Consider the following 12065-nt stretch of genomic DNA (forward strand, 5'->3'; position numbering starts at 1 on the left):
AGTTCGGATATAAAGCTTAATCTTTTTTACATCTTTTGGAGAGACTATGTCCGATTCTGTTCACGGTCATGACGTTATGGCGCTGATGGTAGCGCAAGAAAAACCGCTTTTAAAGCTTGAGTTTATCGCCTTGATGGCACAAACCTTTGGTGACAATGCGCGTTATCATACCTGCAGCGCCGATAATCTAAAGGCAGAAGAGCTAATCAGTTTATTGATCCGCAAGGGGAAAATGCTGGAGTCTGCGCAAGGGCTCACACTGGTCGCGGGGCGGCAGTGTAATCATTCACACCACTAAGATGATTGAAGTACTCTTGTTAATTGAAGCCTTGCTAATCTAAGCCTTGCTAATCGAAGCCTAGCCTAATTGTTGTCTGGCTTCATATGAGCCTCGGCGAACTGACCTTAGTCTATATAGCGCCAGTCCAGTTTAGCGCCATTGGCCGCATTAGGTTGCGGCCAATGAAATCTCCCGAAAGCGCAATTTTATAGAAGGAGAAGGTTGCATCGTGGCAGTTGCTATTGTGGAATAATTTAATCGGTTATGGATAAATGATTAATATCAATGGATAAAGAGCAGGGTTAGCCTTCATCTTTCTTACCTTTATTGACTACTTTAAGCTGTTCATCGGCGGTCTTTCGGCTGAATTCATCAATCAAAATACGCAGCAGACGCGATTTGGCGATCTTGGTTTCTTTTGCTAGGCCATCGAGCTGGGAAATACTGGTTTCGGTTAAGGTAAAAGTCGCGTGACGGTAAATCTTGGCGGACTTTTTATCTAATCCCTTTGGCTCGGCAGTGGGGATACTAAGAAGACTCGCCTTACCAAGAGCATAGTTATTGGCATCTTCAATAAAATCATCAACAGAAACCGACTTGATGACTTGTTTGGGTTTCTTACGTTTAAGATCAGTTAAGCTCATAACTATTTTCTGGAGGTAAGGTGAACAGCTCATCCACAATTGCGCGGATTTCGTCGGCCGCTTTTCCATCGGGCTCAATTTCCATCACGGACGATCCTTTTTCCTCACTGTCATCGTAAATATTGCGGCAGAACGTGACCGAGTTGAGCACGCGTAGGCCAAAGGATTGGACAACTTCTTTCGCCTCAAGGATCCGTTTGACCTGTGTGGGTAGTGCGGGACATTGGGTGAGGACTATGGTGGCCACCATTTTGGGGTTAACCATCTTACAGGTGCTGAGCATGTCTTCCATATGGGGCAAGGTTTTTAGATCGCGACGCTTAGGCCTTAAGGGGATCACCACGTAAGTGGCTACCGACATCGCGGCACGCATAGCAAGGTTATCTTGGCCACCACAGTCGACAATCACATAGTCGAAACGCTCATTGAGACTGAGCAAATCGTTACGAATTTTGCCGTAGAGTTGAATACAGTTAATGGCAGGGAGGCTAGGGTCGTTGTTTCGGGCTTGGATCCAATCGGATGTGGTACGTTGTGGGTCACAGTCGACCATCAGCACATTGGCGTCAAATTTCTGTTTTATATAAACCGCCAGATTTTGCGCGAGGCAACTCTTGCCACTGCCACCTTTTTCACCACCCACCAGCAATATCATAGCTATGTCCCCTGTACGAATAGTTCAACTAATTCAGTGTAGAACAGCTCAATCGACCCTGCGTAGCTGGATTGAAATTAAAGCAATTGCATGGCGACATGATAACTTTGATCATGACGTTTAGAGCAGCGGCAGACCTGACCTTTAACACTATTCTCATGATCTGTGTCTGGATTAAAGGTCACGCTAACTAAATCACCCAATGTGAAGGGTTTTTTGTAATCAAACAGTATGCCTCGGCGGGCTAAATCGATGCACACACCTTGGTCGGTATGCTCTATACCGTCATTATCAGTCCAATGTAAAACTACACGCTCGGCTTCCATATCCACGCGAAGCGACCCACGTTTTTCTTCAAATCCTGTTGGATGGTCACCCATAACTCAATTGCCCCGTAAATAATTGATCTCAGTAAAACTAGCATAATTGCTTTTTGGCAGAATACCAATGTGAAAGCGAGGTCTTTGACGGGGATTTTACTGGCAGGAACAACGCGCCATTGCGTTTGGCTGGCAATGGCGCGCGGGAGAGTTAATTATCGTATTCTTGATTTTTAGGGTAAGGCATTTTTAATTGGCCCCAACGGATAACGATAACCGTAGCCGCTAAGATCAACGTAGAGAGTGAAATGGCGGCAATTCGCCAGTCATCCATGCTCTTCATATCTAAAATTAAATACCGCGCTAGAGCGACAATCGCAATGTACAGCGGCATACGCACGGGTAATTTGCCCGATTCGGCGTAGTTGGCCACCATGGCGAGCACTTCTAGGTAAATAAACAATAACAGCAGATCGGCAAGCGCTACGGCGCCGACATTAAAGACATGGACAATTTCTTGGCCGATGGCGACAACGGTCGCAATCGCAATGATGATTAATACTAGATGCTCAACGGCTTTTAAGCCCTTAGCACCGTATTGACGATAAAATGGCATAGGTACTCCCTACTGAATATTTTTATAAATAGTAACAGTAAAAATACCTTAGGTAGGGAAAAGAGGCGTGATTCTCTGTGACTCAATTCACAAGATAACAAATGCTCGTTGAGCCACAGAATCAAGCGTCACGATTTTAGACGCCGCTTTAGCCTGGGCGTCCATCGGCTCTTACGCGACAAAGCATGGGCCCATAGCAGTAACAGAAACAACCAAAGGCTATCATCCACAGCGCAACGGCGGCGAGCATGAGTTCGATAAACCAGGCACTTAACAAGCCCGCAAGGACGCGCAGCACTGTGGCGAAGAGGATCAAGGCAAAAGCCAACGTCATGGGTCGTGGCGGTGTTAGCGTGCGGCCAGTATGTCCGAGTGAGACCCGTGACATCATAGCGAGGATCATTCCGCCTAATCCCCCAACAGTAATAGCATGCATGCCAACGGAAAGTGGCAATCCCGCTGCAATCATCCCTAAGCCGATGGGGATGCATAAGTAACTTAAATGCAGCGACCATAATAGTGGCACGGGCCAACTCGCGCGCCATCCCCAACGTGACCAGCGAAATAACAGGACTACGCCTGCTACGCCCGCCAGAAGGCGAGTTAATAGGGTTTCAGTGAAAAAGAGGCTCAGCACGAGAGCAAAGAGGCTCGCAAAACTGACAAACTCAATGGCTGGGATCGGGGCATGCTTTTGCCATTGGGTTGCGCGCTCAGTGAAAAATGGGATCACCCGTCCACCGAGCAGCGCGACGATCACGGCGACCAATATCACTGCGGCATAGAGTCCGTTATTCATCCAATTCAATTGATTCGTCATTAAGCCGTAATAACTCACGCCGTTGAAGAGGGTGAGTAAACTCAGAATGGGAATAAACACAAAGTTGCGCCACTGGCGAACCTCAATCACCGAAATGGCTAACAAGATCGCCGTTAAGGGTAAAAACAGCAGATCGATGATCATAATCGCAACAAACGGAATGTTGAAGGGCAATATGAACAGCAACCGAGGCAGTAGCCAGACTAAAAATAGCCCAGCTAAAGGCAAGCCTTTAACGCCGGGGCGGCCCGTCCAGTTTTGAACGGCCGTCAGTAAAAAGCCTGCAACCACTGCGCAGACAAAGCCAAAAATCATCTCATGGCCATGCCACCAGAGTGAATTGAGTGTGCTTGGCAGTAACGACTTGCCTGAGAGCAAGCCGCCCCATATGCCCAAACTTAAGAGACTAAACAGGCTGGCAAACAGGAAAAAGGGTCTAAAACCTAAGCGAAACAAAGCTACTTTGGGTTGTAAGTGTGCGGGTTCATCAATATTCAGCATACAGAGCAGTGGTGAAGGTGAACATGGGAATATTTTAAGCTGCAAATAAAATGAATGTATATATCTCCTTTTGAGTAACAGTCAGTTTACTGCGGTGAAAGCTGTTTATTTTGCTGTTAGATGCAACAGATTGGCTCTTAGATGCGAGACGAGATAGCAGGCTGCTTTACGATTCAAGTTTAGCAAGCGGCAAGTGTTACAAGATTTGGGAGGAGAAAGCACGAGGAGTTAACTGGTTCTATATCTTGGGGATGAGTCGGAGAAACTCGATACTACAGATTAAGCTAATGTATCTAAGCTGAATTAATAACAAGGCATCTAAGCGCTAGTCAAAGTGCTTAGATGCTATTGGATGCGCTTAGATACAATCCGGGTGAGCTATGGGATAGTGCGGCAAAAATTCGACAAATTATTTTGTCTTACGCTTTTGCCATTTAAACATGATGGAATATTTCCACAGATTACTGATCGTCAGGTATCCCACGGCGGAAAATATTACCCCTAACACTAAGCAACCAAGCAAAAATGCGGGGCCAATGGTGGCTAGTGAGGATTCAATCCATTGCCAGCTGGCTTCAAAGGCAAACTCCTGCGGCGCATGGCCCAGAATTTTTGCGCCCAATAAATAAGCGCCATAAAACATCACGGGCATGGTGAGCGGATTGGTGATCCACACTAATGCAACAGAGACAGGAATATTGACATTAAACAGGATAGCGAAAGCGGCTGCGACGACCATTTGAAACGGCATTGGGATCCAAGCGACAAACAAACCTATGGCAAAGGCCCCCGGGGCTGAGCGGCGATTAAGCGCCCACAGATTGGGGTTATGTAATAAGCGACCGAAAATGCGTAGGTGTTTGTGCTCACGCAGGGTTTCAGGCTTAGGCATATATTTTTTGATTAATTTTTTTGGCATAGGCTGAAATTGCTGTCTTAACTTAATTCACTATGAATGGATTCATTTTTGGCTTTAGTGCCACCTTATTATCAGCGATGTTGTGGCCCTCGCTGCTGCCAATCAATTGCTTACCCTACCTTTGCCTTGGGGCACTCATCTTATTCAAAAAAGCGCCTAGTTTGTCTGGCGTGCTTTTCGCGATGTGTTGGCTCACGGGGTTTTGCTTAGTCTTATCTCGGCAGGATCTTCCTTTATCGCAACAGCCAATTCAAGTGAGGGCCGAAATCATATCACTAGTTAGTCAAAACAGCGACTGGGTTAGCTTCGATATTATTGTCGATAAACCAAATTTAATCTTTTGGCCAAGGGCTAAGTTGCGACTCACTTGGCAATCTCCCGAAGCGGTGCAAGTGGGGCAAGTTTGGTCATTTACGCTGATGCCTAAAAGTATCTCAAGCGTGTTAAATCAAGGCGGTTACAACGAACAAAAGCAATTGATTAGTCAGCATATTGTTGGCAAGGGACGAGTCATTCATGCCCAACTGCTCACGACTCATTTTTCATTAAGGAATCACCTGATTAGCCAATTATCCCCTAAGTTGTCGACATTCGCGCAGGGGGATATTTTGCTGGCGCTGATTTTGGGCGATAAGCAACTCATACCCGCCAGTAAGTGGCAGGCATTAAGGCAAACGGGAACCGGGCATTTAGTGGCGATATCTGGGCTGCATTTATCTGTGGTCACCGCCTGGGTGTATGTGTGTACGCTGTTTCTATTGAGCCGCTTCGCGGCGCATCCCAGTCGGCGCAATCTAGTGATTGCACTATTGCTCGCTGGAGGCTGTGCCTTATTTTATAGCTATTTAGCGGGATTTGCCGTTTCGACCCAACGTGCGTTAGTGATGATCCTATTGATCATGCTTCTGAGTTTATTAAGACGCTACTCAAGTGCGTGGGATCGTTTACTGTTTGCACTTTTTATTGTGCTTTTGCTCGATCCGCTTGCCTGTTTGAGTGCCGGTTTTTGGCTATCGTTTTGCGCCTTGGCGATTATTTTGTATACCTTGGAAAGCGTGCCGCGTATTCAGCCCGTTGAAGGTAACGCGAGCTTTATCACTAAAGCGAGAGGGAGACTAGCGCAGTTTTGGTCGATTCAATGGCGTTTAAGTCTGGTATTAGGGCTGGTGCAGGCGGTGTTTTTCGGCGGCCTTAGTGTACACAGTCTGTGGATGAATATGCTGGTGGTGCCGTGGTTTAGCTTAATCGTTATCCCCTTGTCTATGCTGGCGTTTATCCTCTGGTGGTTGGGTACACTTTTTGGTCAAGCATGGTTTGGGGTGTTCCATCTGGCTGATTTAACACTGTTACCCTATGGCTGGTTGCTCGAACTCAGCGGTGATTTACCCGCCCATTGGCATCCGGTTTCTGAGACCTTGCTCGGGGCCAGTTTGTGTGTACTGCTGGCCTTGATACTGTGGCGTTACCTTCCGCATCATAGTCGATATGGGCTATGGCATTTACCCCTAGTCTTGCTGTTTATTCCGTTCATATTAGTGATTTTTCCACGGGTGACTGAGTCATCTTCACCTCAGTGGACGCTGCATCTTCTCGATGTCGGACAGGGCTTAGCCGTGGTGATTGAACAGGATAAACGGGCACTTATTTATGATACGGGCGCCGCCTTTGGTGAGGATTTTAGCTATAGCGAACGGGTGATTATTCCGTTTCTTAACAGCAAAGGTTTAGCTCAGGTGGATTATATTGTTGTGAGTCATGGCGATAACGATCATGCCGGCGGTGCCGAGGTGTTGGCCAGAGCCTATCCAAGGGCAAACTGGATAACCGATATGGCTCATTTAGCTGGCATGCCCTGTTTGCCGCAGCAAATTCAGTGGCAGCAATTAACGTTTAACTTTATTTCCACGCAGACAGCGCTGGGTGGGAATAACGCCTCTTGCGTGCTGCGCATTGAGGATAGCGCGCACAGTGTGTTACTCAGTGGTGATATTGAGAAGGAAACCGAAGCGGTATTGATTGAGCAAGCACTCAAAGGCGCCGAGCTTAAAAGCCAAGTGCTTATTGCACCGCACCATGGCAGCCGCACCTCATCAACCCCCGCCTTTATCGATGCGGTCGCCCCTGAGTTAGTGTTGTTTCCGGCAGGTCTCAATAATCGTTATGGTTTCCCAAAGCCCGATGTGGTTGCGCGTTATCAGGCGCGGGGGATTGCTTATTTAACGACGGGGCGAGAAGGGCAGATCAGCGTTTCTTTTGGTGCTGAACGATTGGAGGTGAAGACCTATCGGCGTGATTTTGCGCCATTTTGGTATAACCGCTTGTTTAGATTTGGTGACTTGATTAATCCAGAGTAGAATGGCCACTTTGCCATAATTTAGTGTTTTCAATGACAGCATCTCCTAAAGACGAAATGTGGACAGTTTTCAAGCGACTACTGAGCTACCTCAAACCGATGAAGGGCATGTTTTTGCTTTCAGTTGCCGGCCTGATTGTATATGGGCTTGTCGACGCGGCCTTTATTTCTTTTATCGGTCCTTTTATCGATAAAGGCTTTTCCAGTGCTCCGGCGATCAGTAACGGTATCGCACTCCCCACTAGCCAAGGCTTTCATGCCGATAACCAAGTGTTATTAATGGCACCGATAGTGGTTATTTTGATGTTCTCCCTGCGCGGTTTTGCGAACTTTGTCTCCACCTACGGCATTTCTTACATGAGTGCGCGTTTGATCATGGATATGCGTCAGCAGGTGTTTGAGCACTATCTGAGCTTGCCCGTGAGCTACATGGACAAAGAAAACACCGGGAACTTGATTTCAAAAGTGACCTTCGATACCGAGCAAATTGCCCGAGCATCGGGAAGTGCCTTGATTTCCATCGTGCGTGATGGGGTGACGGTTATCGGTATGCTTGCGCTGATGTTTTATAACTCTTGGAAGCTTTCCCTGTGCATTTTAGTGATTGGCCCGATTATGGGGCTAGTGATCACTATTGTCAGTCGCCGCTTCCGTAAGGTATCGAAACAAATCCAAACGGCGATGGGCGATGTCAGTGCCGCGACCGAGCAGATGATCAAAGGCCATAAAAACGTCTTGGCCTTCGGTGGACAAGAAACCGAAACGGCGCGTTTCGCCAAAATTAATGACAGAAACCGTCATCAAAACATGAAACTCGCCGTGGCGCAGGCGATTAGCCAGCCGCTTATCATGGTAATTGGCTCCTTTGCCTTGGCCTTTGTGCTGTATGCTGCGAGCCTTGACAGCATGAAAGCCGATTTGACCGCAGGTACCTTCGCGACCATCCTCGGCGCTATGATGGCAATGCTACAACCGATCAAAAACCTCACCCGAGTAAATGCCGAATTTCAGCGCGGTATCGCGGCCTGTACCACGGTCTTTGAATTGTTAGACACTTTGCCTGAATCCGATACCGGGACTTATACCGTCAAGCGTGCTAAGGGCAACTTACGATTTGACCATGTTTCTTTCAGCTACGATGGGCAGGAGCGCCGCGCCTTAGATAAAATCGACTTCGAGGTCACCCAAGGGCAAACCTTGGCCTTAGTCGGACGTTCTGGCTCGGGTAAATCCACTATCGCCAGTCTGGTAACGCGTTTTTATACTGGCTTGGAATCTGGTGACATTCTGCTCGATGATGTGAGCATCTATGATTACTCATTGAAATCATTGCGTAATCAAGTGGCACTAGTGTCGCAGCAAGTGACACTATTTAACGATACCATTGCCAATAACATCGCCTATGCCTATCCCGGTGAAGCGACCCGCGAGCAGATTATTCAGGCGGCGACCTTGGCCCATGCGATGGAATTTATCGAGCAATTGCCCGAAGGTTTAGACACCCAAGTGGGTGAAAACGGCGTGTTATTATCGGGCGGCCAGAGACAACGTATCGCGATTGCCCGCGCTATGTTGCGTGATGCGCCAGTGCTGATCCTCGATGAAGCCACCTCGGCACTCGATACCGAATCTGAAAAGGCGATTCAACAGGGACTCGATAATCTACGTCAAAACCGTACCTCGGTTGTGATTGCCCACCGTTTATCGACCATTGAAAGTGCCGATCAAATTTTAGTGGTCGATCAAGGCCGTATCGTCGAGCGCGGTACCCACAAATCCCTGCTGGAACTTGGCGGCATGTATGCCAAGTTATACCAAATGCAGTTTGGTAGCTAAATGCAGGCGCTGGTGAATAAAATTTGGTACGAGGATCACCCATTGCGGTGGCTCTTACTGCCGTTTTCAGTGCTATTTGCCTTGATAACTGCCATTCGACGCAGCCTGTTTCGCTTGGGACTCAAATCCCAAACCCCATTCCCCGTGCCCGTTATTGTGGTGGGGAACATTACCGTTGGTGGCAGCGGTAAAACCCCTACAGTTATCTATTTGATTGAATTGCTACGGCAACAGGGGTTTAACCCTGGCGTTATCAGCCGGGGTTATGGCGCGGATATCCAAGGAGTCAAAGTTGTTACTGCGGCGGACAGCGCGGCGGCTGTGGGCGATGAGCCCGCCATGATAGTGGCACGCACCGGCGTGCCTATGGTGGTGGGTGCAAAACGTGTCGATACCGCCAAGGCGTTGCTGGCACAGTTTGCCGTGGATGTGATTATCTGTGACGATGGCTTGCAGCATTACGCCCTCGGCCGTGACATTGAGCTGGTGGTGATTGATGGAAAACGCGGTTTAGGGAATCGTCATTTGCTTCCCGCAGGGCCGCTACGGGAAGGTGCTTGGCGACTAAATCAAGTGGATTTTGTGGTGGTCAACGGTGGGCCCGCGCAGGCGAATCAATATGAGATGCAGCTCAGTCCTAGCGCTGTGCTGCCGGTAAATCCCAAGGCTGAGGCCGTGTTTGACCCGACGCAACCCGTGGTGGCGATGGCGGGCATTGGTCATCCGGCGCGTTTTTTTGAGACGTTAACGCAGCAAGGTATTCAACTCGCGTTATCCCATGGTTTTGATGATCACCAAGCCTACGATAAACACGTGTTATGCGAGCTTGCGGCATCTCGCCCGCTGATGATGACAGAAAAAGATGCGGTTAAATGTCGCGATTTTGCACAAGAAAACTGGTGGTATTTGGCTGTGGATGCCAAGCTATCGCCACAATTTGATCAACAGCTGCTGAGCCGTGTGCGCTCTGTGGCTGCAGCTAAACAAGGAAAATCCTATGGCGTTTGATAAAAAACTGTTAGACATAGTCGCTTGCCCAGTGTGTAAGGGAAAATTGGAATACGATAAAACAACGCAGCAGTTGATTTGTAAGGCAGACAAATTAGCCTATCCAATCACGGATGGGATCCCTGTGTTACTCGAAAACCGTGCCGTTCCTTTAAACGAAGCGGTTTAATCTGCTGGGCCATTGTGAATCATCGGTAGGCCATTTGGGGCTTAAGATGCATTCAGTCTATAAATGGCAAGCTTAAGAGGGCGATAATCTCGCCCTCTTAATGTTTTAAAAACGCACGAATTTTTGTTTGTCTTCCTCGGTGGCGCCTTCTTTACATTCTCCGCGAATTTCGCCACGTCCCGATTCAATATTTCGACTCAACTCGAAATAACCCTCGCGGCAATATCCTGTCATTTCTAAGGTTTTATCTAATCCCAGCTCGACTTGTTTGCCCCAAATCTCGAGTGAGTCGGCCTGCTCTTTGCGGCTACGACGTTGCTCTCTAGGATCTTGGGCGACTTGGCGCATGCGTTCTTCGTGGGGGAAGGGGCGCTCAGCATTATCCTTTTTCGATTTGTCTTCGGCTAAACCGGCTTGATAGGTAAAGAGTTTCAGGCCATCGGCGCGGATATCTGTGGTGAGCTTATCTTTAAACTTACCCGCAAATTCAGCGGGATCTATCGGGGCGCTGCTACAGGCGAGTAGGGTAAAGCAGCTCAGCAGTGTCAGACTTAACGATCTTAATGGCATATGAGGGATTACTCTCAGGTGATTCACTTATCGAAGAATACCTTAATATGCCGCGAAATATCATGCAATTATGGGTTTTATTCGCGATATACTCACTCTCGTATATCGCTTATCTTTACCGCTTTAGCACGCCGAATGGCGCTGTACCGAGGGAGCCTTACTCATGTTGGACTTTTGGGCGAATCGTTTTGCACAAATCGAATGGGATATCAGCCCATTGCAGTGCCTGAGTTTGTTGCTGCTGGGACTGTGGATTTATGCCATCTGGCCCAAGGAAGAGTTACAACAGGTACTGAAGGACAAAGGCCTACAATGGCGACTGTTACTGACCTTGATTGCGGTGAATACCCTATGGTTGCTCAATGCCAGTATTCAAGTGGGATTGCATTTACACTTTTTAGGCATAGTCACTTGCCTACTGATGTTTGGTTGGCGTTTAGCCACGGTTGCCTTGCTGCTACCGAGCGCTTTTTTCAGTGTCTTTGTGTTAAAGCAGCCTGCCGAGTTTGGTGCCTTTAGCCTGTTTGCGATTGCGATTCCGCTGTTCTGCGCCTTTATTCTCTACAGCCGTAGTTATCATTTGTTTCCTAAGCATATTTTTGTTTTTATTTTTGTCGGCGCTTTTATTAATGCTGGCTTGTCGACGGTTTTTCATCAATTCAGTTGGGCATTCTGGCTGTGGTGGTCAATGGATTATGACTGGGGCGTGTTGATTGATAACTATCTGATGTTAATCCCGCTATTAGCGTTCCCCGAAGCGCTGCTCAATGGCATGGCGGTGACGCTTTTGGTGGTATACCAACCCCAGTGGTTGTTTGACTATTCCGATCGCGAATATCTTTGGCGTAAATAAACGTGGTGCCTGTAAAGCAAGAGGAAAATAAAAAGCGCGCCATAAGGCGCGCATTTCACTTAGGCAAAGCGTTGATCTAAGTAATTAATAATTTCTTTCGATTCATACAGCCATTGCACTTGACCATTTTCTTCGATGCGTAAACAAGGAACCTGTTGTTTACCACCCTTTGCGATGAGCTCATCTTTGTGCGGGGATTGTTTTGCATCAACCGTTTGAATATTCAGTCCTTGACGACGCATGGCGCGGCGCACTTTTACGCAGAAAGGGCAGGCATTGTACTGATATAAGGCCAGTGCTTGGGTCTGGGCGTCAATCCGTTGTTGTTCTGCCTGTGGGCGCTTGCGCTTCTTTGGAGTGAACACAAAGTTCAGTAACAAAATGATCCGACCTAAAATCCAGCGAATAATAAACATAATTACCTCGAATAAAGTGTGTTAGCGCGCCGCAGTATGGGTGGTGCAAAAGGACATTTCGTTGTCGAAAAGACTTGGCGAAATGTGATTCCGCTCGCACAAAGC

14 protein-coding genes are annotated in these 12065 nt (G+C 47.9%); 6 read left to right on the top strand and 8 right to left on the bottom strand.

The window, feature by feature from the left end; translation table 11 throughout:
- The first annotated feature begins 46 nt into the window (after positions 1–46).
- Positions 47–298: a YecH family metal-binding protein gene (locus L2713_RS13890; protein ID WP_248968287.1), complete on the top strand. Its 252-nt coding sequence runs from the start codon at positions 47–49 to the stop codon at positions 296–298.
- A gap of 284 nt (positions 299–582) precedes the next feature.
- Here the strand turns inward: L2713_RS13890 and L2713_RS13895 are convergent, their stop codons facing one another.
- The 6 genes from L2713_RS13895 to L2713_RS13920 all read right to left on the bottom strand — a co-directional run bounded on the left by L2713_RS13895 (position 583) and on the right by L2713_RS13920 (position 4755).
- Entirely contained in the window at positions 583–924 is a 342-nt protein-coding gene (locus L2713_RS13895; protein ID WP_109285646.1) for a replication protein RepA, read from the bottom strand.
- On the bottom strand, positions 911–1579 hold the full coding sequence (locus tag L2713_RS13900; protein WP_086902600.1) for an AAA family ATPase: 669 nt from the start codon (positions 1577–1579) through the stop codon (positions 911–913). The genes L2713_RS13895 and L2713_RS13900 overlap by 14 nt, the downstream gene beginning before the upstream one ends.
- 77 nt (positions 1580–1656) lie before the next feature.
- Positions 1657–1959, bottom strand: a complete 303-nt coding sequence (locus L2713_RS13905) for a PilZ domain-containing protein (RefSeq protein ID WP_248968288.1) — start codon at positions 1957–1959, stop codon at positions 1657–1659.
- 151 nt (positions 1960–2110) lie between these two features.
- Positions 2111–2515, bottom strand: a complete 405-nt coding sequence (locus L2713_RS13910; RefSeq protein WP_011623180.1) for a phosphate-starvation-inducible protein PsiE — start codon at positions 2513–2515, stop codon at positions 2111–2113.
- Between the two features lie 148 nt (positions 2516–2663).
- Positions 2664–3836, bottom strand: coding sequence for an NnrS family protein (locus L2713_RS13915; RefSeq protein WP_248968289.1), 1173 nt, complete (start codon positions 3834–3836; stop codon positions 2664–2666).
- Positions 3837–4245: 409 nt separating this feature from the next.
- Complete coding sequence (locus L2713_RS13920) at positions 4246–4755, bottom strand: DUF2062 domain-containing protein (protein WP_089067530.1); 510 nt, start codon at positions 4753–4755, stop codon at positions 4246–4248.
- Between the two features lie 32 nt (positions 4756–4787).
- Between L2713_RS13920 and L2713_RS13925 the strand changes: the two genes are divergently transcribed.
- Genes L2713_RS13925 through L2713_RS13940 form a run of 4 tightly spaced genes read left to right on the top strand, consistent with a single transcriptional unit; the run spans position 4788 to position 10121 of the window.
- Positions 4788–7109: a DNA internalization-related competence protein ComEC/Rec2 gene (locus L2713_RS13925; protein WP_248968290.1), complete on the top strand. Its 2322-nt coding sequence runs from the start codon at positions 4788–4790 to the stop codon at positions 7107–7109.
- 32 nt (positions 7110–7141) lie between these two features.
- A complete protein-coding gene (gene msbA / locus L2713_RS13930) occupies positions 7142–8944 on the top strand; it encodes a lipid A export permease/ATP-binding protein MsbA (RefSeq protein WP_248968291.1) in 1803 nt (600 codons plus the stop codon).
- On the top strand, positions 8945–9952 hold the full coding sequence (gene lpxK, locus L2713_RS13935; RefSeq protein ID WP_248968292.1) for a tetraacyldisaccharide 4'-kinase: 1008 nt from the start codon (positions 8945–8947) through the stop codon (positions 9950–9952).
- Positions 9942–10121, top strand: a complete 180-nt coding sequence (locus L2713_RS13940; protein WP_011623174.1) for a Trm112 family protein — start codon at positions 9942–9944, stop codon at positions 10119–10121. Before lpxK ends, L2713_RS13940 begins: the two co-directional genes overlap by 11 nt.
- 105 nt (positions 10122–10226) lie before the next feature.
- Here L2713_RS13940 and L2713_RS13945 read toward each other — a convergent pair whose 3' ends face one another.
- Entirely contained in the window at positions 10227–10691 is a 465-nt protein-coding gene (locus L2713_RS13945; RefSeq protein WP_089067534.1) for a single stranded DNA-binding domain-containing protein, read from the bottom strand.
- Positions 10692–10854: 163 nt separating this feature from the next.
- Between L2713_RS13945 and L2713_RS13950 the strand changes: the two genes are divergently transcribed.
- Complete coding sequence (locus L2713_RS13950; protein WP_248968293.1) at positions 10855–11544, top strand: energy-coupling factor ABC transporter permease; 690 nt, start codon at positions 10855–10857, stop codon at positions 11542–11544.
- A 59-nt stretch (positions 11545–11603) separates the two neighbouring features.
- Here the strand turns inward: L2713_RS13950 and L2713_RS13955 are convergent, their stop codons facing one another.
- Positions 11604–11960 (bottom strand): glutaredoxin family protein, encoded by a 357-nt coding sequence (locus L2713_RS13955; protein ID WP_248968294.1) that lies wholly within the window; start codon positions 11958–11960, stop codon positions 11604–11606.
- Between the last annotated feature and the right edge of the window lie 105 nt (positions 11961–12065).

Source organism: Shewanella seohaensis, from assembly GCF_023283775.1.
In the GTDB taxonomy this organism is placed as follows: domain Bacteria; phylum Pseudomonadota; class Gammaproteobacteria; order Enterobacterales; family Shewanellaceae; genus Shewanella; species Shewanella seohaensis.